This is a genomic window from Streptomyces sp. DSM 42067 (assembly GCF_055792885.1).
The window spans coordinates 3,221,105-3,248,089 of sequence record NZ_CM147706.1 but is presented as its reverse complement, the minus strand read 5'-3'; the positions used below and the strand labels follow the sequence as shown (position 1 = coordinate 3,248,089).

Sequence of the window (26,985 nt, the reverse complement as noted above, 5' to 3'; positions counted from 1 at the left end):
GAACAGGGGGGACCCCCATCGCGGCGGAGCCGCACAATGTCACAGCCCCGCGCCCCTTCAGGGCGCTGCCGAACCGCAGCCGACTTCATCCGACCTGCTTTAGCGGCTTCCGGTCAGATGTGCGAAGACCACGACGTTGCCCTGGTAGCCCGTCTTCTTCGCATAGCCGCCGCCGCAGGTGATCACCCGTAGCTCGGGCCGGCGGGCGGGGCCGTAGACCTTCTCGTCGGGGAAGTTCCGGCTGTCGTACACCTCGACGGCGTCGACCGTGAACACGGCGACCGATCCGTCCCTGCGGTCCATCTCGACGGTGTTGCCCCTCTTCAGCGCGCCGAGGTTGTAGAAGACGGCGGGGCCCTCGGCGTTGTCGACGTGTCCGGCCACGACGGCGGTTCCGGTCTCACCGGGCTTCGTCCCGGCCTCGTACCACCCGGCGACGTTCTTCCGCTCGGGCGGTGGTGCCTCGAGGCTGCCGGAGGAGGTCAGGCCGAGGCCTATGAGGGGCGCGTTCACGCGTATCGCGGGGATGCGTATGCGGTCGGGCGGCGACGGCGGCAGCGGGGGTGCCGCGGGCGCTTCGCCGTCGCTGCGGGCGTCGGCCTGCGCGGCGGACGGCTGCGGCGGCAGGTGGCCCTCGGTGCCGCTGCGCACCAGCCATATGCCGGACACGAGGGCGACAGCGGTCACGGTGGCTATCGCGGCGTCGGGTACCCCCCGACGGGGAGCGCCGCGCGCCGGCCGTGCCGACCGTGCCGGCCTTGCCCTGCTGGTCCAGCGCATGGGCACCTCCGGGTGGCTGATCCGGGTGGCTGATGGTTCCGCGTCCCCCTCCGGGCGCCGCGAGGGGCTACGGGCCCGGAGGGGGCGGGAGGAAGCGGTACCTGCGGACAGCGGAGGGCGTCCGTCAGATCCTGTCGCCTCTCGCCCGGCGATGCAGGAGCCAGGTACCGCCCGCGGCGGCCACGGCCAGCGCCGCCACACCCGCCGCGGTCTCCACGGGGTCGGGGCCTAGCGCGCCGCCGACCCCCGTTTCCACACGTCCTTTGGGCTGCTGCTGCGTCGCGGCGACGGCCAGGATGACCTTCAGATCGCCCGCCATCGCCTTGTCCCCGCGGAAACACTTCGCGACGATCTCGTACGTGCCCGGCTGTGCGGACGGCGGCACCTTGAACTGGCCGATCGCCTCCCCGTCGTGCGCGCTGGGCGCCAGCGTGAACATGCCCGCACCCACCGCGCTGGCGTCCCCCGTCGCCGTCTCCCCGGTGCCGCACGCTTTGGTGTTCACCGAGACCGTCGCGCCCGGGGCCGTGGTGGACGGATACAGGTCCAGGGTGGTCGCGTCGCCCGCGAGGGCAGGGGCGGCCGACAGGCCCGCCGCGGCGGCGGCGAGCACGGTACCGGTCAGCATGCGGCGTCTGCGCATGGTGCTTGCACCTCCGAGAGGGCGCGGCCCGCGGCACCCCCAATGTGCCGCCGAGTCGGTCGCGTCCCTGCCCTTCCGAGGTAAGTGGCACTCGACGGCACACGCCTGCTGATGAGCCATCAGAAATCCGGGGACGGGCCGTTCCCCGGTGCTCGAGCGCGAACGTTCCAGCAGGTCACCGGCGTGTCGGCAAAAAGAAACCCCAAAGGGCGCGGCGGAGGTGTGAACGGGTGACTCCCGGGCGCCGTCCGGCGCGTCAGAGCGCCTCCCACGGCACGGACGCGTACACGTCCGCCAACGCGCCCATCAGCTTCTCGTCGACTGTGAAATCCGTGGCGTCGATACGCCGTACGGGGGCGATGCCCAGTGAGTTCATCACGAAGGCGGACGGGTACGAGGCCAGGTCGGCGAGGCCCACGGGGGCACGGCGCGAGCGCAGTCCGGCGTCGCCCAGCCGCGGCTCGAGCAGCTGCAGCGTGGTGCCCGCCAGGCAGGGCGCGTCGGGCCACACGACATCCGAACCGTCGTAGAAGGCGATGTTCGCGACGGCGCCCTCGCTGACCGTGCCGTCGGGGCCGGTCAGCAGAGCGCCGTCGAAACCGGCCCGGCGGGCCAGCCTCCCGTAGTGGATCTGGCCGAAGCCGCCGACGTGCTTGATGTGCGGCACGGGCCGCAGATACGGCACGGACATCAGGGACTGCGCGTCCGCCGGCATCCCGGCGGGCGGCCGGACCGTGACCATGATCCGCGGCTCGCCGTCCGGCGCGTGCACATAGATCCGTATTGCGGCGTCCGTGATGTCGTCACCGAGCGCGTGCCGGACCAGCTCGCGCACCCGCCCGCCGTCAAGGCCGCGGTCGAACAGCTCGCGGGTGGCCGAGTCCAGCCGCGCCAGATGCAGCCCGAGCCCCCGCACCCGCCCGGCCCTGACCTGCATCGCGGTGAAGTGCCCGTCGTTGACGAGAGCGGGCCACAGCAACTGCTCGGCGGTGGCGGGCCGCCCCTCGATCTCGACGCGCTGGACGAGGGGCGGGCCGGGCTGTACGCGGGGGCTCGGTGACGTCGTCATGACGCAACGGTACGGGCGGTGGTCAGCCCACCGACACCGCCGACCACGCAGCGCCCACCGCGGCGTACTCCGCGCTCCCCGCCCCGTACAGATCCTTCGCCGCGTCGAGCGTCGCCGCCCGCGCGCCCGCGTAGTCGGTCGACGACGTCATGTAGACCGTCAACGCCCGGTACCAGATCTTGCCGAGCTTGTCCTTGCCGATGCCGCTCACCGTCGCGCCGTTGCACGTGGTGCCGTTGTGCTGCACCCCGCCGATCGTCTTCGGGCCGCTGCCCTCGGCCAGCAGATACGCGAAGTGGTTCGCGACGCCCGACGAGTAGTGCACGTCGAGCTTGCCGACCGAGGAGTTCCAGCAGTCCGCGGACTTGCCGTCCTTTGACGGCCGGTCCATGTAGCGCAGCGCCGACTTGCCGAAGCCCGGCTTCACGATCTTCTCGCCGATGAGCCAGTCGCCGGGATCGGATGCGTTGGCCGCGTAGAACTCCACCAGCGTGCCGAAGATGTCGGACGTCGCCTCGTTCAGGCCTCCCGGCTCACGGGAGTACGTGAGCCCCGCGGTCTTCGACGTGACGCCGTGTGTCATCTCGTGCCCGGCCACGTCCAAGGAGACGAGCGGCCCGAAGGTCGTTCCGTCACCGTCGCCGTACGTCATGCAGAAGCAGGTGTCGTCCCAGAAGGCGTTGTTGTAGTCGGTCCCGTAGTGCACACGGTTGTAGGAGCCCTTGCCGTCACCGGCTATGCCGCTGCGCCCGTGCACGTTCTTGTAGTAGTCCCACGTGGTGTCCGTGCCGTATTGCGCGTCGACCGCCGCGGAGGCGCGGTCCGAAGCGGCCCCGTTCCCCCAGTGGTTGTCGGCATCCGTGAAGACCGCCGCGGGCGCCCGTTCCAGGCAGATCACGAGGAGGCAGGTGTCCGTCTTGTTCTGCGCGTCGCCGGTGTAGGTGTTGCCGCGCGTGGCGTCCTTGAGCTGGTACGACGAGCCGGACTGGGTCGTCTGCAGCGGCACCGTACCGCTGTAGAGGGACTGGCCGTCTCCCGTCGCGGTCTCGATGCTGTCCCAGGCGTCGATCTGCCGGCCGGTGCGGGCGTCGGTGAGGACGACGCGGGCGACCGGGTTGCCCAGCGAGTCCTGGCCGGTGGCCTCGGTGCGCCAGGCGAGCGTGGGCTCGCCGTGGAGAGCGTCGACGACGAGCTGGGGCGTGGCGACGACCTTGCGCAGCGTCTCGCCGAGGTTCACCGCGCGCAGGGCGGCCGCGGCCAGGTCCGCGGCCTTCGGCGCGGTGAGCGAGGGCTTGACGGACGGCACGGCGAGGTCGCCGAGCACGGCCCGGTCAGCGCTGCGGTAGCCCCCGTCGGGGGTCAGATGGACGACGAAGTCGCCGCCGATGACGGGTAGTTGACGGTACGTACGGTCGTACCGGACGTGCTGGCTGCCGTCCGCGTCGACGACGACGTCGCGCACCGTGGTGGCCTGCGCGTCGGTGATGCCGAGCCGGCCGGCGAGCGAGGCGATCACGGTCTGCGCGTGGCCGATCGCATCGTCCCGGCTGGGGAGGGGCTGGTCGGCCGCGGCCGCGGTGGGGGTGAGCGCGCCGGCCAGGAGGGCGGTGGCCGCCGCAACTGTTCCGGCGGCGGTACGGCGCGATGCCGTCGGGGCGGGCGGGGTCGGCGGGGTCGGCGAGGCCGGGCGCATCGCAGTCGTCGGTCGTCTCATCGGTCTCCTCGGGAGTGAGGTCTGGCCGCCTGGCCTGGGGGAAGTGGCGCTGACGTGCGCTGATGACGTGCCGTCCGGTTTACGCGATCATGACATGTCATGTCCATAGCGATCCTGTGCCGCTGTCGTGGAGCTGTGGTGCGCAGGTAGGGAGGGGGGAAGGGCGAGGGCGAGGGGCGCACGGGGAAGGGGGCGCGGCTTGGCGGGCGCGCAGGCGACGGTGGACGGGCGACAATCGGTTCCGTCGGACTGGCTCTGAACTGGAGCCGACGGTTCTGTGGAGCCGGATGTCACCGGTTCTGTGGAGCCCGATGTGACCGGTTCTGTGGGGCCGGAACTGACGGTTACGTCGGCCCCGATCTGCTTGCGAAGGGAACCCGCACATGACCACGGCCGAGTGGCTGACCGTGCTGACCACGACAGACGACGAGGCGAAGGCGCAGCGGCTCGCCCGCGGAGCGGTCGAGGCGAGGCTCGCGGCCTGCGCCCAGATCCCGACGCCTGTCACCTCCGTCTACCGCTGGGAGGGCACCGTCGAGACCGCGGACGAGTGGCAGGTCCTGTTCAAAACGACGGCCGACCGGTACGAGGCGCTGGAATCCTGGCTGACCGAGGCCCACGACTATGACGTGCCGGAGATCATCGCCACGCCGGTGACGCGGGGGAGCGCCGCGTATCTGGAGTGGGTGACCCGCGAGACGCGGGAGGCCGCCGAGGCCGAAAAGGTCGGGGAGACCGGGGAGACCGAGGCGTGATACGCCTGCCGTTCTTCGTCTACGGGACGCTCCGGCCCGGAGAGTGCAACCACGACCTGTTCCTGCGCGGCCGCACGGTCACCGAGGAACCGGCCCGGCTCGCGGGCGCGGTGCTGTACGAGGGACCGGGCTATCCGTACGCCGTCGAGGAGGACGAGGGCGTCGTACGCGGGGAACTGGTGACGGCCGCGCCCGACGCGTACGAGCAACTGCTCGCCGCACTCGATCGGTTGGAGGACTACGCCCCGGGCGACCCCGCCAATCTCTACGATCGCGTCGCCCGCTCCGTGACGTGCGACGACGGCAGAGTGGTACGGGCCTGGGTGTACGTTGCGGCGCCGCCGGTCGCAGCCCACCTACGAGCAAACGGAAAGCCGCTCGACAACGGCGACTGGAGCGGCACCTGAGCGCCCGCCACGGCCGCTAGGCCCTGTCGTCAAACTCCCTCCCCCAACTACCGCTGGGAGGTGCCCCCAGCCCCGCGACGCCTGGCACGCACTCCCCCAGCTAACGCTGGGAGGTGCCCCCACGCCGCGTTGCCGAAAAGCCCTAGTAGCTCCTCCCCCAAGGTCTTAAGGACCAGGGGGGACCCCCACCGAGGACTTTCCGGCGCCTTGCGATCGCACGCTCCCCCAAGCTCTCGGCTTCGCTCGAGCAGGGAGGGACCCCCATGACGCCGCGGGGCCCGCCCTTCGGGCGGACGGCGGGAGTTTGACGACAGGGCCTAGGCCGTCGTCGTGGCGGGCGCGAGTTCGAGCCGAACCGCGCACGCCTTGAACTCCGGCATCCGAGACGTAGGGTCAAGTGCCGGATTCGTGAGCGTGTTGGCCCGACCCTCCCCCGGCCAGTGAAACGGCATGAACACCGTGTCGGGCCGTATCGCCGTGGTGATCCGCGCAGGCGCGATGGCCTTCCCACGCCGTGACACCACCGCCACGGCGTCCCCCTCCGCGGCCCCCAGCCGTTCGGCCAGCCGCGGATGCATCTCCACGAAGGGCCCCGGCGCAGCAGAGTTGAGCTCGTCGACGCGCCGCGTCTGGGCGCCCGACTGGTACTGGGAGACGACCCGCCCGGTCGTCAGCAGCACCGGGTACTCGGAGTCCGGCTCCTCCGCCAGCGGCCGGTGCGTGACCGGCACGAACCGGGCGCGCCCGTCCGGGGTCGCGAAACGGTCCAGGAAGAGACGCGGGGTGCCGGGATGGGCGTCGGGCCCCTGCGGGCTTCCGGCGTCTCCCGCCGGGTCGTCCGGTGAGACATCGAGCGCGGCGTCCTCGCTGTCCTCCAGCGCGCTGTCCGCCAGGAAGCTGTCTGCCAGGGAGCTGTCTGCCAGGGAACTTTCCTCCAGCGCCCTGTCCGCCGGCGGCCCGTCGGTCGCCGGGCAGGGCCAGAACACGCCCTGCTCGCGCGCCAGCCGGCCGTAGTCGATGCCCGAGTAGTCGGCGGGACCGCCCGCCGACGCACGGCGGAGCTCCTCGAAGACCTCCTCCGGGTCCGTCGGGAAGCCCTTCTCCACGCCCAGCCGCGAGGCCAGTTCGTTCATGACGACGAGGTCCGAGCGGACACCCGGCGGCGGCGTCAGCGCCTGACGGCGCAGCAGCACCCGACCTTCCAGGTTCGTCATCGTGCCCGTCTCCTCGGCCCACTGCGTCACCGGCAGCACGACGTCCGCGAGTGCCGCCGTCTCCGACAGGACCACGTCGGCGACGGCGAGGAAGTCCAGGGAGCGCAGCCGCTCCTCGACGTGCGCGGCGCGGGGGGCCGACACCACGGGGTTGGAGCCCATCAGAAGCAGCGACCGGACGTCGCGACCCAGCGCGTCCAGCAGCTCGTACGCACTGCGGCCCGGGCCCGGCAGGCTGTCGGGGTCGACGCCCCACACCTCCGCGACATGGCGTCGCGCCTCGGGGTCGTCCAGCTTGCGGTAGCCCGGCAACTGGTCCGCCTTCTGGCCGTGCTCGCGGCCGCCCTGGCCGTTGCCCTGGCCCGTCAGACAGCCGTAGCCGGACAGCGGGCGGCCCGCGCGGCCCGTGGCGAGGCACAGGTTGATCCACGCGCCCACCGTGTCGGTGCCCTTCGACTGCTGCTCGGGTCCGCGCGCGGTGAGCACCATCGACGACTCGGCGTCGCAGAACATCCTTACGGCCTCGCGGAGTTCGGGAACGGACACCCCCGTGATCCGCTCCACGAACTCCGGCCAGTGCGCCATCGCCGCCGCCCGCGCGTCCTCCCAGCCGGTCGTACGCTCCCGGATGAACTCCTCGTCCGTGCGGCCCTCCGCCACCACGAGGTGCAGCATCCCCAGCGCCAGCGCCAGGTCCGTCCCCGGGCGCGGCGCCAGATACAGATCCGCCTGCTCGGCGGTGCGCGTACGGCGCGGATCGATGACGATCAGCTTGCCGCCGTTCTCCTTGAGCTCCGTCAGGAAGCGCAGCGCCGGCGGCATCGTCTCCGCGAGATTCGAACCGACCAGGATCAGACAGCCGGTCCGCGGGATGTCCTCCATCGGGAACGGCAGCCCGCGGTCCAGGCCGAAGGCCTTGTTGCCCGCGGCCGCCGCCGACGACATGCAGAACCGGCCGTTGTAGTCGATCTGCGACGTGCCAAGGACGACCCGGGCGAACTTCCCCAGCGCGTACGCCTTCTCGTTCGTCAGCCCGCCGCCGCCGAAGACCCCGCACGCGTCCGGGCCATGCTCCGTGCGCGTGCGGGTCAGCCCCTCGGCGATACGGTCGAGGGCCTCCTCCCAGGTGGCCGGTTCGAGCTCGCCGGTGGCAGGGCGACGGACCAGCGGCTCTGTCAGGCGCACTCGGGAGGAGAGCAGTGCGGGCGCCGTGCGGCCCTTGCCGCACAGCGCTCCCCGGTTGACGGGGAACTCGATGCGCTCCACCACCTCTACGCCGCCGTCCTTGCCCGCCGACAAATTCATGCCGCACTGCAGGGAGCAGTAGGGGCAGTGGGTCGGCGTCAGCGCCGGCGTCGGCGTGAGCGCCTGCGTCGGCGTCGGGGTCGGCGTCGCGGGGGCAGAGTGCATGCTGCCAGCGTGCGTCGTGCGTGTTACGTGCTGCGGTGTTGCCCGTTACGCGGCCGGTACGGGGACCTCCCGGTGGGGTGGGCGGCGACGTGAGGTGCCCCCGCGGGCTTCGCCCGGGACGGAGGCAGCGCCCGCACCCACGCCATGGCCGGTCCGCCGTGGCCGGTCACCGCCCGCGGCTGCGGCCGGTGGGCGGCTGGTGCGCCACCTGGCGGTGGGTGGGTCGGGGCCGCGCCGGGATGTACGTCCTCGGTCTGGCCCACACTTTGCGCCAGCCTCCCCCAGTGCCTTAAGGGCCTGGGAGGTACCGCCAGCGGGCGCACATCCCGCCACGTCCCCTTCCGCCGGAGGGCGCCTGCAGGCCGATGGGGGGACTGGTGTGGGCGGGCGTGCCGCTTACCGTTGTGGGCAGTCGTTCCGCAGGGCTGGGGGCACCTCCTGGGGGCACCTCCCGGACGGAGTCTGGGGGAGGTAGCTGGGGGAGGGTGGGCACAACCCCACGACGTACGGCGCCCTCGCGTACGGCCTCAGCGCAGCTTCGGGTGGGCGCACCCGAAGACGTGGCTCAGCCGGGCGCCAGCGCGTCGGAGACCCCTGGTTCCCTGGGCCCCAGGAACCGGGGATCCGGCCGGAAGACGGCGTCCCACGCCGCCTTCCCGGCCGCGACCAGCTCCCGAGTCGCCCCGTAATACCACGTGACATCGTGCCGGTCGTCGACCCCGACGCCGTACGACGTGACCCCCGCCGCCCCGCACAGCGCGACCGCCCTCCGTATGTGGAAGCCCTGACTGATCAGCACCGCCCGGTCCACGCCGAAGATCTTCTTGGCCCGCACACACGAGTCCCACGTGTCGAAGCCCGCGTAGTCGCTCACGATCCGCCGGTCCGGGACACCATGAGCCGTCAGATAGGCGCGCATCGCGTCCGGCTCGTCGTACTCCACGCGGCTGTTGTCGCCCGTGACCAGCACCACCTGTATCCGGCCTGCGCGATACAGCTCGGCCGCCGCCTCCAGCCGGTGAGCGAGGTACGGCGACGGCTCGCCGTTCCAGAGCCCCGCGCCGAAGACCACCGCCACCGGGGTGCGGGGCACATCCGCTGTCGTACGCAGCCGGCCTTCCGCCGAGACGAACAACCAGGTGGCGGGCAGCAGCGCCAGCGCGCAGGCCAGGATCAGCGCCTGCACCGCCCGGCGCTGTCCCGTCCGTGTCCGAGGCGGCCGGAACCAGGACGGCAGCACCGGCCTCGGCGGCCACCGAAGACGCGTCTGAACCGCTTGGCTCAGCGTGCGCGTCCAACCTTGCCGTAGCATCCAAACCCCCGTATCCCCGTACTCGCCCGGCACCGGGCCAGCTGTGATCAACCGTAGGCGATCCCACCGACAATCCGCCGTCGGACGGACTTGGAGGGCGATCCGGCTGACACCGCCGTTCGGCGCAGCGTGAGCCCCGGGGAAATGAGCCGTCACCGTCGTGCAACGCAGCGGCAACCTACCGCCGCCACGATCGGTTCATGACGGCGTCGAACCCTCCTCGCGACGAGTCCACCCAGCCCTCGGGCAGCAGCCTGCCGCCCGGCACGGCACAGTCCGACGGCCACCTCGACAGTACGGCGCAACTCATGAACCGGATCACCAGCCAGCTCGGCAGCCAGCTCAGCCTCGTCGCGCTCGACGGCAGGCGTCGCCGCCCCGAGTCGCCGGCCCTCGTCCTCGTGGCGCACGGCAGCCGCGACCCGAGAGCGCTCAGCACCGTCGAGACCCTCGCCGAACGCGTGCGCGAGCTGCGCCCCGGTCTCTCCGTCCAGCTCGGCCACATCGAGCTGAACGAGCCGCTGCTCCCCGACACCCTCGCCGCTCTCCGGCCCGGACGCGCCGTTCTCGTACCGCTGCTGCTCAGCCGCGGCTACCACATCAAGCAGGACATCCCCGAGGCCGCCGCCGATGCGCCCCACCTGGACATACGGATCGCGGCACCGCTCGGCCCGCACCCGCTGCTCGCCGAGGCGCTGTACGAGCGGCTCGTCGAGGCCGGGTGGCGGACGCGGCTCAGCGCGGCCGACAGGCGCAGCAGCGCGGTCGTCCTGGCGGCGGCCGGGTCCCGCGACCCCGACGCCGCCACCGACACCAAGCGCACCGCCGAGCTGCTCGCCGAGCGCCTCGGAGTGCCGGTCGTCCCCGCGTACGCCTCAGCGGCCGCCCCCACCGTGCCGGACGCGGTGCGCGCCCTGGCAGCCCGCGGCCGCCACCGCGTGGCCGTCGCGTCGTACTTCACCGCGCCGGGACGTTTCGCCTCGGAGTGCGCGGAGGCCGCCCCCTGGATCGCCGCAGAACCGATGGGCGCGCACGCCGCGATGGCCCGTCTCGTCCTGCACCGCTACGACGAGGCCCGCATGTCCTCCGCCGCCGCGTCCCTGCACCTCGCCACGGCCTGAAGCTCGCCACGGCCTGAGCCTCCGGGATCCCCGGAGGCTCACTGTCCGTGTTCCGTCCGTTACCGCCTCTGTCACTGCGGGCGTTTACTGTCGGTGCATGGAAGGCACCGAACTGAGCGCGTACACCGAACCGAACGCGTACTACGACGAGGCGGCCGTCGAGCGCTGGGCCGTCGAGGCCGACAAGAGGCCCGGGCGTACGGCCTTCCAGCGCGACCGCGCGCGGGTGCTGCACTCCGCCGCGCTGCGCCGCCTCGCCGGAAAGACGCAGGTGGTCACCCCCGGCACCCGCAGCCAGGCCTGGGACCCCAGCCCGCGTACGCGCCTGACGCACTCGCTCGAGTGCGCCCAGGTCGGCCGCGAGCTGGGTGCCGCGCTGGGCTGCGACCCGGATCTCGTGGAGACCGCGTGCCTCTCCCACGACCTCGGCCACCCGCCCTTCGGGCACAACGGCGAGCAGGCGCTCAACGAGGTCGCGCAGAGCTGCGGCGGCTTCGAGGGCAACGCCCAGTCGCTGCGGCTGCTCACCCGTATCGAGCCCAAGCGCTTCGTGCGGGACGAGGAGAGCGGCGATCTTGTCAGCGTCGGGCTCAACCTCACGCGCGCGGCGCTCGACGCCGCGACCAAGTACCCCTGGCCGCGCGGTGCCCATCCCGCCGACCCGGCGTCGCCCAAATTCGGGGTCTACGAGGACGACCGCCCCGTCTTCGACTGGATCCGCAAGGGCGCCCCGGGCACCCGCGCCTGCTTCGAGGCCCAGGTCATGGACTGGGCGGACGACGTGGCGTACTCGGTGCACGACGTCGAGGACGGCCTGCACGCCGGACACATCGACCCGAACTGCCTGCACGCCGATCCCGAGCGCAGGGAGATCTTCGCGGTGGCCATCGGGCGGTACGTCCCCGCCGACATCGACCCCGAGGAGCTCGCAGAAGCCCTCGACCGCCTCCTCGACCAGGAGTGGTGGCCGCACGGCTACGACGGCTCGGCCGTCGCCCAGGCCCGGCTCAAGGACGCCACGAGCCAGCTCATCGGGCGGTTCTGCCTCGCCGCCGAGGGCGCCACGCGCGCGCGATGGGGCTCCGGCCGGCTCACGCGGTACGCGGCCGAGCTGGTGGTGCCCCGCGAGACCCGCCACGAGTGCGCGGTCCTCAAGGCCGTAGCCGACCGCTACGTCATGCAGCGCGCCGAGCAGGAGCGGCTCCGCGCCGACCAGCGGATCGTCGTCGCGGAGCTGGCCGAAGCGCTCACCGCGCGGGCGCCCGAAGGACTGGACCCGCAGTTCCGCGCGCTCTTCGACGCGGCGGATGACGACCGGGCGCGCGAGCGCGTCATCGTCGACCACATCGCGTCCCTGACCGACGCCTCGGCCCGCTCCCTGCACGACAGGCTCACAGCGCGCCGCACGTGAACCACGGCGCGCCGCCCATGAGCGCGTCACCGACGGCCGCCCGGCTGAGGGGCATATGCACACGGACGTGACCCAGCGTGGCCTGATCGGGCCACTCCCTCTTCCCCCCTCACGCTCCGTGCGGGACGCTCGAGTGGCGGCACCGTGTTGTTCCGGGCTCCGACATCCGCGGTTTCCGCCGATGTCGCCCGGTCCCGACGAGGAGGCATCAAGTGGTCGACGCTGATCAGACGTTCGTCATCGTCGGGGGAGGGCTGGCCGGGGCGAAGGCGGCCGAGACGCTCCGTGCGGAGGGATTCACCGGACGGGTGATCCTCATCTGCGACGAACGCGACCACCCGTACGAGCGCCCGCCCCTGTCGAAGGGCTATCTGCTCGGCAAGGAGGAACGCGACAGCGTCTTCGTGCACGAACCGGCCTGGTACGCCCAGGCCGAGATCGAGCTGCACCTCGGCCAGATCGTGGTGGACATCGACCGCGAGGCCAGGGCCGTGCGCCTCGGTGACGGCACCCTTGTCCAGTACGACAAGCTGCTGCTCGCGACCGGCGCCGAGCCGCGCCGCCTCGACATCCCCGGCACGGATCTCGCGGGCGTGCACCATCTGCGGCGGCTCGCGCACGCCGAGCGGCTGCGGGGTGTCCTCGCCTCGCTCGGCCGCGACAACGGCCACCTCGTGATCGCCGGCGCGGGCTGGATCGGCCTGGAGGTCGCGGCGGCCGCGCGCGAGTACGGCGCCGAGGTCACCGTCGTCGAGCCGCTGCCGACACCGCTGCACTCCGTCCTCGGCCCCGAGCTCGGCCAGCTCTTCGCCGACCTGCACCGCGAGCACGGCGTGCGGTTCCACTTCGGCCGCCGCCTCACCGAGATCACAGGCCAGGACGGCGTGGTGCTGGCCGCCCGCACCGACGACGGCGAGGAGCACCCGGCGCACGACGTGCTGGCCGCGATCGGAGCCGCCCCGCGGACCGCCCTGGCCGAGGCCGCGGGCCTCACCATCGCGGACCGGGCGCACGGCGGCGGCATCGCCGTCGACGCGTCGCTGCGCACGTCCGATCCGGACATCTACGCCGCAGGCGACGTGGCCTCCGCCCTCCATCCGCTCTTCGGCTTCCCGGTGCGCGTCGAGCACTGGGCGAACGCGCTGAACGGCGGCCCGGCCGCGGCCCGCGCGATGCTCGGCCAGGAGGTCACGTACGACCGCGTGCCCTATTTCTTCTCCGACCAGTACGACGTGGGGCTCGAGTACTCGGGCTGGGCGCCGCCGGGAACGTACGACGAGGTCGTGATCCGGGGCGATGCGGGCAAGCGGCAGTTCATCGCGTTCTGGCTTGCGGACGGGCGGGTGCTGGCCGGGATGAACGTGAATGTGTGGGATGTCACGGAGCCGATCCAGCGGCTCATCCGGTCTCGCGCTCGGGTCGGTCCCGAGGCCCTGTCCGACCCGTCCGTGCCGCTGGAGAGCCTCGTCGACTGACCGGTCCGGACCTCGCCCCCGCTCACCGGGGGCGGCCGCCGCCGCATGGGTGTCCGTCCGCCCCCGTAGAATTCCTCCGTGGCAGGCAGGATCAATGACGAGGACGTGAAGGCGGTCCGGGACGCGGTCCCGATCGACGCCGTCGTCTCCGAGTACCTCCAGCTGCGTAACGCGGGCGGCGGCAACCTCAAGGGCCTCTGCCCCTTCCATGACGAGAAGTCGCCCTCCTTCCAGGTCAGCCCCAGCAAGGGGCTGTTCCACTGCTTCGGCTGCCAGGAGGGCGGCGACACCATCACGTTCGTGATGAAGATCGACCACCTCTCCTTCTCGGAGGCGGTCGAGCGGCTCGCCGCACAGGCGGGCATCACGCTGCGGTACGAGGAGGGCGGGTACAACCCGAGCAACCAGCGCGGCGAACGCATCCGCCTGGTGGAGGCCCACAAGACCGCGGCGCAGTTCTACGTGGAGCAGCTCGACTCCTCCGCCGAGGCCGAGATCGGCCGGAAGTTCCTGGCCGAGCGCGGTTTCGACCAGGCCGCGGCCGCGCACTTCGGCGTCGGCTACAGCCCGGCGGGCTGGGACCACCTCACCCGCTATCTGCGCGGCAAGGGCTTCAGCGACAAGGAGCTGCTGCTCTCCGGGCTCTCCCAGGAGGGCCGCCGCGGCCCCATCGACCGGTTCCGCGGCCGCCTCATGTGGCCGATCCGGGACATCGGCGGCGAGGTCGTCGGCTTCGGTGCGCGCAAGCTCCGCGACGACGACAACGGCCCGAAGTACCTCAACACCCCCGAGACCGCGATCTACAAGAAGTCGCAGGTCCTCTACGGCATCGACCTCGCCAAAAAGGACATCGCCAAGGCCAGCCGCGCCGTGGTCGTCGAGGGCTACACGGATGTGATGGCCTGTCATCTCGCGGGCGTCACGACCGCCATCGCCACCTGCGGCACCGCGTTCGGCGGCGACCACATCAAGATCCTCCGCAGACTGCTGATGGACAACGGCAGCGCGCGCGTGATCTTCACCTTCGACGGCGACGCGGCGGGCCAGAAGGCGGCCCTGCGCGCCTTCGAGGACGACCAGAAGTTCGCCGCCGAGACGTACATCGCCATCGCCCCCGACGGCATGGACCCCTGCGACCTACGGCTCGCCAAGGGCGACGAAGCGGTCGCCGACCTGGTCGAACCCCGCACCCCGCTCTTCGAGTTCGCCCTCCGCCAGATCGTGAACCGCTACGACCTGGAGACCCCGGCCGGACGCGCGGCAGCACTGGACGAGGCGGCACCCATCGTCGCCCGTATCAAGAACAGCGCCACGCAGCACGAGGTCGCCGTCCAGCTCGCCGGCATGCTGGGCATCCTGGACATCCATTTCGTGGTGAAGCGGGTCGCGCAGCTGGCCCGCTGGGCCCGGGACCGCGGCGGCCGCGGCCCCGCCCCGGCGACAGCGGCGGCACAGCAGCGCGCGCCGCAGTCGTACGCCCCGGTGCGCGCACCGTCCGGCCCCGCCCTGAACCTTCGCAGCCCGGCCCACCGCACCGAGCGCGAGCTCCTCAAACTCGCCCTGCAGTACCCCGAGTTGGTCTCCCCGGCCTTCGACGCGTACGGAGTCGACGAGTTCACCGCCCCGCCGTACGCCGCGGTCCGGCAGACCATCGAGGAAGCGGGCGGCGCCGAACCGGGCGCCCAGGACACCTCCGCGTATCTCGCCCGCGTACGCGAGGCCGCGCCCGACGACGTGGTCCGCGCGATGGTCACCGAACTCGCCGTCGAGCCGATCCTGCGCAAGACGGTCGACGAGATCTATGCGGGAAGCCAGCTCGTCCAGGTCCGCCTCCGCGCCGTGGACCGCCGCATCCGCGAGATCCAGGGCACCCTGACCCGCCTCGGCCCACACGCCGACCCGGCCCATCTGGCTGCCGTCCAGAACGAGTTGTGGGTGCTGCAGCAGTACGGCCGGGCACTGCGGGAACGCGGCGCGGACGCGCTCTGATCGCATCCGCGCCTGAGGCCGGCTGAATCCGGTCTCCCGCCACGGTCCCGGGCCCAGCGGGCCGGCTGCGCGCCCCGACCGTAACCGACCAGTCACGGACCGGCCTCAAAAAGTCACCGCACGCCCCTCGTGGCAGTGATGTGTCGTACCCCACACTGGGTTCCGGTGCCTGAGTCCTCGGAGCGCGGCCGGCCCGCAGACAGCGGGCCCGACACCCCCGCGGTTCCGCTCATCGCGTACGGGACGGACAGCGGCAAGGCCGCCCACGCCGGTCCCGTCGTACCGCTGTCGCACGCCTCAGCAGCGATCACCCTGGAGGTCGCCCCCGTGCAGACCCAGACCCTCACCCAGACCGACACCGCCCTGGACTCGGAGGCGGACATCGATCTCATGACGGCGGTGCCGCCGCAAGGCAGGGCCCGCCGTCATCCCGACCACGGCACGGCGGTGATGAGCCCCGACCATCCGCAGGGGCCGGCCGAGCCCCCCACCGACCAGCCCCCCGCCCCTGTGGACGGGCCGCCAGAGCCGGACCTCGTGGACGTCGCCGAGCCCGTCGAGCTCCCGGTTCCCTCCGGCCGCACCGAGACCGCCGGCCCCTCCGCCGACCTGTTCCGCCAGTACCTGCGCGAGATCGGCCGCATCCCCCTGCTCACGGCCGCCGAGGAAGTGGAGCTCGCCCGCCGCGTCGAGGCCGGGCTCTTCGCCGAGGAGAAGCTCGGCTCAACGCCCGACCTCGACTCCCAGCTCGCCCTCGACCTCGACAAACTCGTCGTCATGGGGCGCATGGCCAAGCGCCGTCTCATCGAGGCAAATCTGCGGCTCGTCGTCTCGGTCGCCAAGCGGTACGTGGGACGCGGCCTGACCATGCTCGACCTGGTACAGGAAGGAAACCTCGGGCTCATCCGGGCCGTCGAGAAGTTCGACTACGCACGCGGCTACAAGTTCTCGACGTACGCCACCTGGTGGATCCGCCAGGCGATGTCGCGGGCGCTCGCCGACCAGGCCCGCACCATCCGCGTCCCCGTCCATGTCGTCGAGCTCATCAACCGCGTGGTGCGGGTCCAGCGCCGCATGCTCCAGGAACGCGGGTACGAACCCACGCCCGAAGAGGTCGCCGCCCACCTCGAACTGACGCCCGAGAGGGTCCGCGAGGTCCTGCGGCTCGCCCAGGAACCGGTCTCGCTGCACGCCCCCGTCGGCGAGGAGGACGACGTCGCGCTCGGCGACCTCATCGAGGACGGGGACGCGGCATCCCCCGTAGAGTCAGCCGCGTTCCTGCTCCTGCGCGAACACCTCGACGCGGTCCTGTCGACCCTCGGGGAGCGCGAGCGGAAAGTCGTCCAGCTCCGTTACGGCCTGGCCGACGGCCGCCCGCGCACCCTCGAGGAAATAGGCCGAATCTTCGGCGTGACCCGCGAACGCATCCGCCAGATCGAGTCCAAGACCCTGAACAAGCTCAGGGACCACGCGTACGCGGACCAGCTGAGGGGATACCTGGACTGAGACGCCGTTCCGCTGTGGGCAGTCGCGCCGCCGCCGCTGCTGCTGTGGGCAGTCGTGCCGCAGGGGCGGCACGGGTGGGCACAGCGGCAGCGGCACCCCGACGCCGGGCAACCCTTCTAGTCCACCTCAGCCACGGCCTGCGCAAACTGAGCCTGATAAAGCCGCGCATAAGCCCCGCCGGAGGCGAGCAACGTCTCATGCGAGCCCTGCTCGACAATCGCCCCGTTCTCCATCACCAGAATCGTGTCCGCATCCCGAATCGTCGACAGCCGATGCGCGATGACGAACGACGTACGCCCGTCCGCGAGCTTGGCCATCGCCTTCTGGATGAGCACCTCCGTACGGGTGTCGACGGAGCTCGTCGCCTCGTCCAGCACCAGGATCACGGGATCGGACAGGAAGGCCCGCGCGATGGTGATCAGCTGCTTCTCGCCCGCGCTGACGCCCGTGCCCTCGTCGTCGATCACCGTGTCGTAGCCGTCGGGCAGGGTGCGGATGAAGCGGTCCGCGTGGGCCGCCCGCGCCGCCTCCTCGATCTCCTCGCGGGTGACGCCCACCCGTCTCCCACCACCGCCCTTGCCCGAGACGCTTCGCGCCACCCCTCCTTCTGCCGCCCCGTACGCGATGTTCTCCGCGATGGTGCCGCCGAACAGCCAGGTGTCCTGGAGGACCATGCCGATGCCGGAGCGCAGTTCGTCGCGCGACATCTTCGCTATGTCGACGCCGTCCAGCGTGATCCGGCCGCCCGTCACGTCGTAGAACCGCATCAGCAGATTGACCAGTGTGGTCTTGCCCGCGCCGGTCGGGCCGACGATCGCGACTGTGTGGCCGGGCTCGACGGTGAGCGACAGGTCGTCGATGAGCGGCTTGTCGGGGTCGTAGCGGAAGGACACCTTCTCCAACGCGACGCGACCGCGAAGCTGTTCGGGCCGCGCGGCCAGTACGGGGTCCGGCTCCTGCTCCTCGGCGTCGAGGAGTTCGAAGATCCGCTCGGCGGACGCGATGCCCGACTGCACGAGGTTCGCCATCGACGCGACCTGCGTGAGCGGCATGGAGAACTGCCGTGAGTACTGGATGAAGGCCTGGACGTCGCCGATCGAGAGAGCACCCGACGCGACGCGCAGCCCGCCGACGACGGCCACCAGCACGTAGTTGAGGTTCGACACGAAGAACATCAGCGGCTGCATGATGCCGCTGTTGAACTGCGCCTGGAAGCCGGCCTCGTACAGCGCGTCGTTCTGCTCGGCGAACTGTTTCGCCGACTCCTCCTGACGCCCGAACACCTTCACCAGCGTGTGGCCGGTGTACATCTCCTCGATGTGTGCGTTCAGCTTGCCCGTCGTACGCCACTGCTGCACGAAGTGCGGCTGCGACCGCTTGCCGACCTTCGTCGCGATCAGGAAGGACAGCGGCACCGTCACGAGCGCGACCAGCGCCAGCAGCGGCGAGATCCACAACATCATCACCAGCACGCCGACGATGCTCAGCACCGAGTTGACGAGCTGTCCCATCGACTGCTGCAGCGTCTGGCCGATGTTGTCGATGTCGTTCGTGGCGCGGCTGAGCACCTCGCCGCGCTGCCGCTTGTCGAAGTACGACAGCGGCAGCCGCGACAGCTTCGTCTGGATGTCCTCGCGCATCCGGTACACGGTCTTGTTGATGGCGTACGTCGACAGCCGGGTGGCCACCAGCATCAGCAGACCGGACACCAGGAACGTGACCAGCGCGAGAAGCAGTACGGAGCCCACGGCGCCGAAGTCGATGCCCTTGCCCGGGGTGAAGTCGACCCCGGAGAGCATGTCGGCCATGCCTGAGTCGCCCCGCTCGCGCATGCCCTGGAGCGCCTGCTCCTTCGTGGCGCCTTCGGGCATCTGCCGCCCGATGATGCCCGCGAAGACCAGGTCGGTCGCCCGGCCCAGGATCCACGGGCCCAGCACGGACAGCGCGACGCTCAGCACACCGGCCGCCAGCATCGCGTACATCGTGGTGCGTTCCGGCTTGAACTGCGCGATCAGGCGTTTGCCCGACCCCTTGAAGTCCATCGAGCGCTGGTCCGGGCCGCCCCCGGCCATCATCCGCCCTCCAGGACCGGCCATCAGGCTGCCTCCGCTTCCGTCAGCTGGGAGAGCACGATCTCCCGGTACGTCTCGTTGTCCGCCATCAGCTCGTGGTGGCGGCCCGTGCCGACGACCCGTCCCTCGTCGAGGACGATGATCCGGTCGGCGTCGCGGATCGTGGCGACCCGCTGCGCGACGATCACGACGGTCGCCTCGGCGGTCTCCTGCGACAGAGCCGCGCGCAGGGCGGCGTCCGTCGCGTAGTCGAGGGCCGAGAAGGAGTCGTCGAAGAGATAGATCTCGGGCTTCTGCACCAGGGTCCGCGCGATGGCGAGGCGCTGCCGCTGGCCGCCGGAGACGTTGGTCCCGCCCTGTGCGACGGGCGCGTTCAGGCCGCCCTCGAGCCGCTCGACGAACTCCTTGGCCTGCGCCACCGCCAGCGCGTGCCACAGCTCCTCGTCCGTCGCGTCCGGGTTGCCGTACCGCAGGTTCGTCGCGATGGTCCCGGCGAAGAGGTACGGCTTCTGCGGTACGAGGCCCACCGTCTTCGCCAGCAGCTGCGGGTCGACGGTCCGTACGTCCACTCCGTTGACCAGCACTTCGCCGTCCGTGGCGTCGAACAGCCGTGGTACGAGGCCCAGCAGCGTCGACTTGCCGCTGCCCGTCGACCCGATCACGGCGGTCGTCTCACCCGGTTTCGCCACCAGGCCGACGCCCTTCAGGACCGGCTCCTCGGCGCCCGGATAACGGAACCCGGCCGCACGGATCTCGAGATGACCGTGGCGCCTGAGTTCCCGTACCGGAGAGGCCGGAGGCACCACGCTGCTCTCGGTGGTCAGCACCTCCTGGATGCGCTCGGCGCAGACGTCGGCCCGCGGCACCATCATGAACATGAAGGTGGCCATCATCACGGACATCACGATCTGCATCAGATACATGAGGAACGCCGTCAGCGCGCCGATCTCCATGCCGCCGCTGTCGATCCGGTGCGCACCGAACCAGACCACCGCGATCGACGAGACGTTCACCACGGTCATGACGATGGGGAACATCAGCGCGAGCAGCCGGCCCGTGCCGAGCGACACCTCGGTCAGCTCCTCGTTGGCGCCGCGGAACCGCTTCGTCTCGTAGGCGTCCCGGACGAAGGCGCGGATGACGCGGTTGCCCGTGATCTGCTCGCGCAGCACGCGGTTCACGGTGTCCAGGCGCTCCTGCATCGTCCGGAACAGCGGCCGAAGCCGGCGCACGATGAGGCTCACACCGATGCCGAGGAGCGGGACGACCGCCAGCAGCACGCCGGACAGCGGCACGTCCTGACCGAGCGCCATGACGATGCCGCCGACGCACATGATGGGCGCCGACGCCATCAGCGTGAACGACATCAGGACGAGCATCTGGACCTGCTGCACGTCGTTCGTGGTGCGGGTGATGAGGGAGGGCGCGCCGAAGTGCGCCACCTCACGTGCGGAGAAGGACTGCACGCGGTCGAAGATCGCGGCGCGGACGTCCCGGCCGAGCGCCGACGCCGTGCGTGCGCCGTAGTACACCGCGCCGATGTTGCACGCCATCTGGACCACGGCGACCGCCAGCATGAAGCCGCCGTAGCTGAGGATGTATCCCGTGTCGCCCTTCACGACACCGTTGTCGATGATGTCCGCGTTGAGGGTGGGCAGATAGAGGGTGGCGCTGGTCTGCAGTAGCTGCAGCACCACCAGCAGGGCGATGGGTCTTTTGTACGGACCGAGGTAGGTCCGCAGAAGTCGTATGAGCACGCTTCATCTCTCGGTGTCGGCAGGAAGGTCGGTGCACCGGCCACGGATCGGGTGCACCACCCCACTATCGTCCGACACTCCACCTGCGTTACCTCAAGCAATTACGCCGGTAGCGCCACCCATGATTGAGCCAAGAATGGGCCAAGTAGGGCAAAAGGAGTGGCCGATGCGAACAACCGACCGCTCGCACCGGGGCTCCGGTCAGCCAAACGCCGCCGGATGGGTCTGCTCCCGCACGGCCGTGAACTGCTGCCGCACCGCCTGACCGACCGCCAACTCCTCGCCCGGCTCGAACACCTGGGCAGCAGCGCCCTGCCAGGCCGGCGGGGTGCGGGCGTCGAGCGTGCCCTGCGAGACGCCCAGCGCCCAGGCGGCCTGCCGGGCCGCGCCGAGAGCCGCGTAGTCCGCGGGCTGTGGCACGACGACCTGCACGCCGAACAGCGAAGGCGCCGCGGCCTGAACGGCGGTCAGTTCCGCGGCCGCCCCCAGCAGAAAGACCCGGCGCACCTCCACACCCCGTCCGCGCAGCACGTCCAGCGCGTCGGCGAGCCCGCACAGCATGCCCTCGAACGCGGCACGCGCCAGGTGTTCGGGCTTCATCGACTCCCGGCGCAGCCCGGCGAGCGTGCCCGCGGTGTGCGGCAGGTTCGGGGTGCGCTCACCCTCGAGATACGGCAGCAGCACCAGCCCGTGCGAGCCCGGCGTCGACTTCAGCGCCAGCTGCGACAGCCCCTCGAGGTCCACGCCCAGCAGCTCCGCCGTCCCGCGCAGGACCCGTACGGCGTTGAGTGTGTGGACCACCGGCAGATGCCCGCCCGTCGCGTCCGCCAGCGACGTGATCATCCCGGTCGAGTCGGTCAGCGCCTCATGGTGCACGGCCATCACGGAGCCGGACGCCCCGAGCGACACCACCGCGTCGCCGAGCCCGACACCGAGCCCGAACGCGGCCGCCATCGTGTCGCCCGTGCCGGCCGAGATCAGCAGCCCCTCAGGCGTCGTGCCCGCGGCCTCGGCGGGGCCGATCACCTCCGGCACCGCGGCCTGCCGGCCGAGCGCCATCTCGACCAGATCCGGGCGGTACGCGCCCGTCGCCGCCGACCAGTAGCCGGTGCCGGACGCCCCGCCTCGGTCCGTGGTACGCCGCGAGGGCCGGCCGAGCAGCTGCCACACCAGCCAGTCGTGCGCCTGCATGATCACTGCCGTGCGCTGTGCGGCCTCGGGTTCCGTCTTCGCCAGCCAGCGCAGCTTGGTCACGGGGTGCCCGGCCTGCGGTACGCAGCCGACGGCCGCCGCCCACGCCTCGCGGCTGCCGAGCTGGTCGATCAGGTCGGCGGCCGCGACCTGGGCCCGCTTGTCGTTGCCCACGATCGCCGGCCGCACGATGCCGCCCTGCGCGTCCAGCGGCACCAGCCCGTTCTGCTGTGCGGAGACACCGATGGCCTGCACACCTTCGAGCAGCCCGCCGCCGGCGGCCTCGCCTAGCGACAGCAGCCACGCCTGCGGATCGATATCGGAGAGCCGGCCACCGTCACCGCCGTCCGGGACGGGATGAGGGGCATACCCCTGCCTGAGTACGGCCCCCGTGTCCGTGTCACACACGACGATGCGAGTGAAATCGGGCGAACTGTCCAGCCCGGCGACTATCCCCATGCTGAAATTCTGCCGCACCGCGAGACGTGTTCCGTACCACAGTGAACATCGGGGACCAGGGAGCGGTGCGCCGCCGGTCCCTGCGACCGGTGACGCCCGCGGGCGCTGCGAGTCCGGACGTCAGGTGTTGCTGGTGCCCCAGTCGTCCTCGCCGGTCCGGCCGCGCTCGCGCAGGGCCCGTACGCGCTGGGTCACCGAGTCCGGCAAGCGGTCGCCGACCTTCTCGTTCACCGTGTGCAGGGCCCTGCCCGCGTAGACACGGCTCTGCTGGGCCGCGGACTCGGCGGCGTTGCGCACGGCCGGGTTCTGGGTGAAGGAACGGGCAGACTTCTTCAGCTCCTCGTAGCGCTCCCGTCCGGCGCGGGTCCCGAGCACGTAACCGAGGGCCAGGCCGGCGATGAATGTGAGCCGGTAGCGCATGGCTGCCACCCTTCCCTTGCTCTTACGTCGGAGTCGGTCGTCGGAAGTACCGATTGGCGGAGCACCCCCCTGCTTGCGCTAATGTATGTGCTGCAGCGAGCGCGCGCCGCCTGGCGAATACCCAGGTAGGTACGTTCGATGCAACGAGGCGATCCTCCGTAGCTCAATTGGCAGAGCAGCCGGCTGTTAACCGGCAGGTTACTGGTTCGAGTCCAGTCGGGGGAGCTCGATCCTCCGTAGCTCAATTGGCAGAGCAGCCGGCTGTTAACCGGCAGGTTACTGGTTCGAGTCCAGTCGGGGGAGCAGCCGGGAAGGACCCCTCAGGGGTCCTTTTTCATGTCCGGTCCGGGTCCTGTCGGGTTCCGGTTCGGTCTCCGGGGCATCGCTGTCCCGTCCGCGGGAACCACGTGGGCATGCCGGAAGTCCTCATGGTCGTGGCTGGGCCGACCATGGGACGCAGGAGATCGTATGAACGGCTATGCTGCGGCAGACGGCGCGTACAAATGTGCGCGACGCGCCGTAACGGGGCGGTAGCTCAGCCGGTTAGAGCAGCGGACTCATAATCCGTCGGCCGTGGGTTCGAGTCCCACCCGCCCCACCAGCGCACACTGCAGCAGGATCGTTTCTAGCTGCGGCATTGAGAGAACGAGGGTCGCCACGCGGACGCGGCGGCTCTCGTTCACCGTTCTGGACCAAGACGGCTCGGCCGTCCCTCCGGATGTGGTCCTCCTCCCGCCCGGGCCAATGAGCTGGTCCCACACGGCGTCGTGCGGTTTGAGCGGACCCGTCAGGGTCACCCGCGCCGTGATGGCCGTACCTGCACCACACGGCATCCGCGGCATGCGGCATTCCGCATCCGGATGTCCGGTGGAAGCGGGAAGGTGATCTCCCAAGGGACGGAGGGGAGTGCCGTGAGCAGCGCGGAGACAGAGCGTGCCGAGGCGGCGAGGCTTCCGGAAGGCGACGTGGTCGGCATACTGCTGAATCAGCACGCCCGCATCCGGGATCTGTTCTCGGATGTGAAGAGCGCCGAGGGCGAGCACAAGCGGCAGGCCTTCGACGAACTGAGGGCCCTGCTGGCGGTGCACGAGACCGCCGAGGAGATGGTCCTCCGGCCGGTCGCGAAGGACGCCGCAGGCCAGGACGAGACCGAGGCCCGCAACCGCGAGGAGGAGGCGGCCAACAAGGTCCTCGCCGACCTGGAGAAGATGGACGTGTCCAGCGGAGATTTCGACACCACGTTCGCGAGGTTCGAGCAGTCCGTCATCGATCATGCCGAGCACGAGGAGCGGGAGGAGTTCCCCATCGTGGTCCGCGAGTGTGCCGAGGGCAAGCGCAAGGGCATGGGCACGATGCTGCGGGCGGCCGAGAAGATCGCCCCTACCCACCCGCACCCCGGAGCAGCCGGATCTCCGATGGCCCAGTGGACGGTCGGGCCGTTCGCTTCCCTGGTCGACCGGACGAAGGACGCGCTGAAGGCCGCGGCACCCGGCGGCTGACCAAGAGCAGGACTGATCTACGCGAGGGAATTCCGTTACGGTCCCGACGGCGGAACAAGGCGGGCAGGGGCCCGCTGTGCCTGGGGTTATTCGGCGTTTCGCCATCGCGTCTGTATCAAACGTTTAATGCCGAACGCCGTGGCGTATCCGAATGCGGGCGGGTGACGGGCATAGGTTGCGGAGTCGGCCGGGGTGCTTTTACTGCTCGTCCGGCCGGCTCACCGACCGTCTGTGCATCGAGGATTCCATGGCCACATCTACCGAGCCGGTAACCCCTGTTCCGGTAAAGGGTCGCGGACCTGGAGCGGTGATCGCGGCATGGCTGAGCACCACCGATCACAAGAAGATCGGTCACCTTTATCTCATCACTTCTTTCATCTTTTTCCTCTTTGCCGGGGTGCTCGCTCTTGTGATGCGTGCCGAATTGGCCCGGCCGGGAATCCAGCTCATTTCCAACGAGCAGTACAACCAGGCCTTCACCATGCACGGCACCGTGATGCTGCTGCTGTTCGCCACCCCGACGTTCGCCGGTTTCGCCAACGCGATCATGCCGCTGCAGATCGGCTCCCCCGACGTGGCCTTCCCGCGTCTGAACATGCTCTCGTACTGGCTGTTCCTCTTCGGCGGTCTCATCGTCGTAGGGGGCATGCTGACCAGCAACGGCACGGCCGACTACGGCTGGACGGCGTACACCCCGCTCAGCCGGGGGGAGCGCACCCCCAACATCGGCGCCGACATGTGGATCATGGGGCTGGCGATGTCCGGATTCGGGACCATCCTGGGCGCCGTCAACTTCATCACCACGATCATCGGCATGCGGGCGCCCGGGATGACGATGTTCCGGATGCCGATCTTCACCTGGAACGTGCTGCTGACCTCGGTGCTGGTCCTGCTGGCCTTTCCGGTGCTCGCGGCCGCGCTGCTGGTGCTGGAATCGGACCGCCGCTTCGGGTCTCACGTTTTTGCGGCGGAGAACGGTGGGGCGCTTTTGTGGCAGCACTTGTTCTGGTTCTTCGGTCATCCGGAGGTGTATGTCCTGGCGCTGCCCTTCTTCGGTGTGGTCACCGAGATCATCCCGGTGTTCGCCCGTAAGCCGATCTTCGGGTACATGGGGCTGGTCGGGGCCACCGTCTCCATCACCGGACTGTCCGCTACCGTCTGGGCGCATCACATGTTCGCCACCGGCGCCGTATTGCTGCCGTTCTTCTCCTTGCTGACCTTTCTCATCGCCGTACCCACCGGAGTGAAGTTCTTCAACTGGATCGGCACGATGTGGAACGGTTCACTGTCGTTCGAGACGCCGATGCTGTGGGCCATCGGATTTCTTGTGACGTTTCTTTTCGGCGGGCTGACCGGCGTGATCCTGGGGTCGCCCCCACTGGACTGGCATGTCACAGACACCTATTTCGTCGTGGGTCATTTCCACTATGTGCTGTTCGGCACCATCGTTTTCGCGATGTTCGGCGGATTCCATTTCTGGTGGCCCAAGATGACCGGCACCATGCTCGACGAGAGACTGGGAAAGATCCACTTCTGGACGCTGTTCGTCGGCTTCCACATGACCTTCCTCGTCCAGCACTGGCTCGGCGCGGAGGGCATGCCCCGCCGCTATGCCGACTACCTGGCATCGGACGGGTTCACGGCGCTGAACACGCTGTCGACGATCGGGTCCTTCCTGCTCGGCCTGTCGACGCTGCCATTCCTCTACAACGTGTGGAAGACCGCCAGGTACGGCAAGCGGATCGACGTCGACGACCCCTGGGGCTGGGGCCGCTCGCTGGAGTGGGCCACGTCCTGCCCGCCGCCGCGCCACAACTTCGTCGCCCTCCCGCGAATCCGCTCCGAGTCGCCGGCGTTCGTCATGAACCACCCCGATGTGCAGATCCAGCAGGAGGACATCACCCTGGGCAAGCGGGACGTCGTCGAGCCGGACAAGCGAGCTGCCCGGCCGCTGACCGGTGACGAGGACAGCCGATGAGCCGTCGCCCCCCGGAGGACGCCGAGGCGGCGGCCGGTATCGCGCAACTCGAGGGGTACCTGCTGTGCCAGGCAGAGATCCGCACGGCCCGGGCGGAGGGGGATGCCTTCGCCCGGCGTATGGCCTGGCTGACCACAGCCCAGCACGAAGAGGTCGCCCGACACTACGCCGACGAGCGGCTCGCGCTGTCCAAGGAACTGCTGGGGGCGGTGGCGGCTCGCTGCGCCGAACTGCAGGACGAGTACGAGGCGCGGTACCTGGCTCTTCGTCAGCGGCTGTTGTGCAGGTGCGTGGCCTTGCTGCTGGTCTCCTGTGCACTGTCGGCCGCGGCCGGCTTTCTCACCCTGTACCGCTGAGCCCGACGCCTCTACCGATCGCGCCGGTTCTGTCCGATCGCCTTACTGTGATGTCGAGGGCAGCCCGGTCCTTTGAGGTGTCGATCTGTGCGAAACCGAGACGGGAGCGGCACGGCGAATGGGCACAGCACCTGGTGGCCGAGCCGGACGGCACGTGCAGAGGCTTCTCCGGCGTACTGAGCGGGCCTACTCGGCCGGACACGAGCGGCCGCTGGGCGGTTACCTGGCGGCTTTGGCGGGGTTCGGCGCGTACACGGGGGCGTGGGCCGCGGTGGTCCGGCACCGTGGCCGGCCGTTGCCCGACCGCCCCGAGGACGGCCATGGGTGCGTTGACCGCGCTGGCCGGGGCGGATGCGCTGCAGTTGGCGTACAGCAGGGTCGCCGGCAGAGCCCCCGACACGGCCGCCGACAAGGCCACAACCGGCTCCGACCTGATCGGGGGCTGAA

21 protein-coding genes and 3 tRNA genes are annotated in these 26,985 nt (G+C 70.5%); 14 read left to right on the top strand and 10 right to left on the bottom strand.

The features are described 5' to 3' along the window. Positions 1–99: 99 nt before the first annotated feature. The 4 genes from ACSMXV_RS15165 to ACSMXV_RS15150 form a co-directional block, all read right to left on the bottom strand. Complete coding sequence (locus tag ACSMXV_RS15165) at positions 100–780, bottom strand: class F sortase (RefSeq protein ID WP_473178146.1); 681 nt, start codon at positions 778–780, stop codon at positions 100–102. Positions 781–904: 124 nt separating this feature from the next. Then, entirely contained in the window at positions 905–1,423 is a 519-nt protein-coding gene (locus tag ACSMXV_RS15160; protein WP_473178145.1) for a hypothetical protein, read from the bottom strand. A 256-nt stretch (positions 1,424–1,679) separates the two neighbouring features. After that, on the bottom strand, positions 1,680–2,492 hold the full coding sequence (locus tag ACSMXV_RS15155; protein ID WP_473178144.1) for an aminotransferase class IV family protein: 813 nt from the start codon (positions 2,490–2,492) through the stop codon (positions 1,680–1,682). A 22-nt stretch (positions 2,493–2,514) separates the two neighbouring features. Further along, complete coding sequence (locus ACSMXV_RS15150) at positions 2,515–4,185, bottom strand: M4 family metallopeptidase (protein WP_473178945.1); 1,671 nt, start codon at positions 4,183–4,185, stop codon at positions 2,515–2,517. 404 nt (positions 4,186–4,589) lie between these two features. On the opposite strand from ACSMXV_RS15150, the gene cutA reads away from it, so the two are divergent. After that, entirely contained in the window at positions 4,590–4,961 is a 372-nt protein-coding gene (gene cutA, locus ACSMXV_RS15145; RefSeq protein ID WP_473178143.1) for a divalent-cation tolerance protein CutA, read from the top strand. Next, complete coding sequence (locus tag ACSMXV_RS15140; protein WP_473178944.1) at positions 4,961–5,368, top strand: gamma-glutamylcyclotransferase family protein; 408 nt, start codon at positions 4,961–4,963, stop codon at positions 5,366–5,368. The genes cutA and ACSMXV_RS15140 overlap by 1 nt, the downstream gene beginning before the upstream one ends. A 317-nt stretch (positions 5,369–5,685) precedes the next feature. On the opposite strand, the gene ACSMXV_RS15135 is transcribed toward ACSMXV_RS15140, so the two are convergent. Together ACSMXV_RS15135 and ACSMXV_RS15130 are read right to left on the bottom strand one after the other, a co-directional pair. After that, entirely contained in the window at positions 5,686–7,887 is a 2,202-nt protein-coding gene (locus tag ACSMXV_RS15135; RefSeq protein ID WP_473178943.1) for a molybdopterin oxidoreductase family protein, read from the bottom strand. 670 nt (positions 7,888–8,557) lie between these two features. Further along, positions 8,558–9,232, bottom strand: a complete 675-nt coding sequence (locus ACSMXV_RS15130; RefSeq protein WP_473178142.1) for a SanA/YdcF family protein — start codon at positions 9,230–9,232, stop codon at positions 8,558–8,560. A gap of 272 nt (positions 9,233–9,504) precedes the next feature. Here ACSMXV_RS15130 and ACSMXV_RS15125 point away from each other — a divergent pair, with 272 nt between their 5' ends. The 5 genes from ACSMXV_RS15125 (at position 9,505) to ACSMXV_RS15105 (ending at position 16,806) form a co-directional block, all read left to right on the top strand. Next, a complete protein-coding gene (locus ACSMXV_RS15125; RefSeq protein WP_473178141.1) occupies positions 9,505–10,425 on the top strand; it encodes a sirohydrochlorin chelatase in 921 nt (306 codons plus the stop codon). Positions 10,426–10,522: 97 nt separating this feature from the next. Continuing rightward, positions 10,523–11,836: a deoxyguanosinetriphosphate triphosphohydrolase gene (locus ACSMXV_RS15120; protein WP_473178140.1), complete on the top strand. Its 1,314-nt coding sequence runs from the start codon at positions 10,523–10,525 to the stop codon at positions 11,834–11,836. A 212-nt stretch (positions 11,837–12,048) separates the two neighbouring features. Continuing rightward, positions 12,049–13,311: an NAD(P)/FAD-dependent oxidoreductase gene (locus tag ACSMXV_RS15115; RefSeq protein ID WP_473178139.1), complete on the top strand. Its 1,263-nt coding sequence runs from the start codon at positions 12,049–12,051 to the stop codon at positions 13,309–13,311. Positions 13,312–13,389: 78 nt separating this feature from the next. Continuing rightward, positions 13,390–15,300: a DNA primase gene (gene dnaG / locus ACSMXV_RS15110; protein ID WP_473178138.1), complete on the top strand. Its 1,911-nt coding sequence runs from the start codon at positions 13,390–13,392 to the stop codon at positions 15,298–15,300. A 165-nt stretch (positions 15,301–15,465) separates the two neighbouring features. Further along, positions 15,466–16,806, top strand: coding sequence for an RNA polymerase sigma factor (locus ACSMXV_RS15105; protein ID WP_473178137.1), 1,341 nt, complete (start codon positions 15,466–15,468; stop codon positions 16,804–16,806). 116 nt (positions 16,807–16,922) lie between these two features. Here the strand turns inward: ACSMXV_RS15105 and ACSMXV_RS15100 are convergent, their stop codons facing one another. The 4 genes from ACSMXV_RS15100 to ACSMXV_RS15085 form a co-directional block, all read right to left on the bottom strand. Beyond that, positions 16,923–18,902: an ABC transporter ATP-binding protein gene (locus ACSMXV_RS15100; RefSeq protein WP_473178136.1), complete on the bottom strand. Its 1,980-nt coding sequence runs from the start codon at positions 18,900–18,902 to the stop codon at positions 16,923–16,925. After that, on the bottom strand, positions 18,902–20,635 hold the full coding sequence (locus ACSMXV_RS15095) for an ABC transporter ATP-binding protein (RefSeq protein ID WP_473178135.1): 1,734 nt from the start codon (positions 20,633–20,635) through the stop codon (positions 18,902–18,904). The genes ACSMXV_RS15100 and ACSMXV_RS15095 overlap by 1 nt, the downstream gene beginning before the upstream one ends. 201 nt (positions 20,636–20,836) lie before the next feature. Next, a complete protein-coding gene (locus ACSMXV_RS15090) occupies positions 20,837–22,285 on the bottom strand; it encodes an FGGY family carbohydrate kinase (protein WP_473178134.1) in 1,449 nt (482 codons plus the stop codon). A 120-nt stretch (positions 22,286–22,405) separates the two neighbouring features. Further along, positions 22,406–22,705 (bottom strand): YtxH domain-containing protein, encoded by a 300-nt coding sequence (locus tag ACSMXV_RS15085; protein ID WP_473178133.1) that lies wholly within the window; start codon positions 22,703–22,705, stop codon positions 22,406–22,408. A 152-nt stretch (positions 22,706–22,857) separates the two neighbouring features. Here ACSMXV_RS15085 and ACSMXV_RS15080 point away from each other — a divergent pair. From ACSMXV_RS15080 to ACSMXV_RS15050, 7 genes are all read left to right on the top strand, one after another. Further along, a tRNA-Asn gene (locus ACSMXV_RS15080) sits at positions 22,858–22,930 on the top strand. Between the two features lie 5 nt (positions 22,931–22,935). After that, positions 22,936–23,008 (top strand) — tRNA-Asn (locus ACSMXV_RS15075). Between the two features lie 221 nt (positions 23,009–23,229). Beyond that, positions 23,230–23,306 (top strand) — tRNA-Ile (locus ACSMXV_RS15070). A 310-nt stretch (positions 23,307–23,616) separates the two neighbouring features. After that, complete coding sequence (locus ACSMXV_RS15065; RefSeq protein WP_473178132.1) at positions 23,617–24,204, top strand: hemerythrin domain-containing protein; 588 nt, start codon at positions 23,617–23,619, stop codon at positions 24,202–24,204. 247 nt (positions 24,205–24,451) lie between these two features. Continuing rightward, positions 24,452–26,182: an aa3-type cytochrome oxidase subunit I gene (gene ctaD / locus ACSMXV_RS15060; RefSeq protein WP_473178131.1), complete on the top strand. Its 1,731-nt coding sequence runs from the start codon at positions 24,452–24,454 to the stop codon at positions 26,180–26,182. Next, a complete protein-coding gene (locus tag ACSMXV_RS15055) occupies positions 26,179–26,538 on the top strand; it encodes a hypothetical protein (RefSeq protein WP_473178130.1) in 360 nt (119 codons plus the stop codon). Before ctaD ends, ACSMXV_RS15055 begins: the two co-directional genes overlap by 4 nt. A gap of 320 nt (positions 26,539–26,858) precedes the next feature. Further along, positions 26,859–26,984 carry a hypothetical protein gene (locus ACSMXV_RS15050; RefSeq protein ID WP_473178129.1) on the top strand — a complete coding sequence of 42 codons (126 nt, stop codon included), beginning with the start codon at positions 26,859–26,861 and terminating at the stop codon, positions 26,982–26,984. Position 26,985: the final 1 nt, after the last annotated feature.

Bases quoted from the DNA above. Each gene is read 5' to 3' on its own strand.
- ACSMXV_RS15165 (WP_473178146.1), bottom strand. From the start codon at position 780: ATGCGCTGGACCAGCAGGGCAAGGCCGGCACGGTCGGCACGGCCGGCG.
- ACSMXV_RS15160 (WP_473178145.1), bottom strand. From the start codon at position 1,423: ATGCGCAGACGCCGCATGCTGACCGGTACCGTGCTCGCCGCCGCCGCG.
- ACSMXV_RS15155 (WP_473178144.1), bottom strand. From the start codon at position 2,492: ATGACGACGTCACCGAGCCCCCGCGTACAGCCCGGCCCGCCCCTCGTC.
- ACSMXV_RS15150 (WP_473178945.1), bottom strand. From the start codon at position 4,185: ATGCGCCCGGCCTCGCCGACCCCGCCGACCCCGCCCGCCCCGACGGCA.
- cutA (WP_473178143.1), top strand. From the start codon at position 4,590: ATGACCACGGCCGAGTGGCTGACCGTGCTGACCACGACAGACGACGAG.
- ACSMXV_RS15135 (WP_473178943.1), bottom strand. From the start codon at position 7,887: ATGAATTTGTCGGCGGGCAAGGACGGCGGCGTAGAGGTGGTGGAGCGC.
- ACSMXV_RS15125 (WP_473178141.1), top strand. From the start codon at position 9,505: ATGACGGCGTCGAACCCTCCTCGCGACGAGTCCACCCAGCCCTCGGGC.
- ACSMXV_RS15120 (WP_473178140.1), top strand. From the start codon at position 10,523: ATGGAAGGCACCGAACTGAGCGCGTACACCGAACCGAACGCGTACTAC.
- ACSMXV_RS15100 (WP_473178136.1), bottom strand. From the start codon at position 18,902: ATGGCCGGTCCTGGAGGGCGGATGATGGCCGGGGGCGGCCCGGACCAG.
- ACSMXV_RS15090 (WP_473178134.1), bottom strand. From the start codon at position 22,285: ATGGGGATAGTCGCCGGGCTGGACAGTTCGCCCGATTTCACTCGCATC.
- ACSMXV_RS15085 (WP_473178133.1), bottom strand. From the start codon at position 22,705: ATGCGCTACCGGCTCACATTCATCGCCGGCCTGGCCCTCGGTTACGTG.
- ctaD (WP_473178131.1), top strand. From the start codon at position 24,452: ATGGCCACATCTACCGAGCCGGTAACCCCTGTTCCGGTAAAGGGTCGC.
- ACSMXV_RS15055 (WP_473178130.1), top strand. From the start codon at position 26,179: ATGAGCCGTCGCCCCCCGGAGGACGCCGAGGCGGCGGCCGGTATCGCG.
- ACSMXV_RS15050 (WP_473178129.1), top strand. From the start codon at position 26,859: ATGGGTGCGTTGACCGCGCTGGCCGGGGCGGATGCGCTGCAGTTGGCG.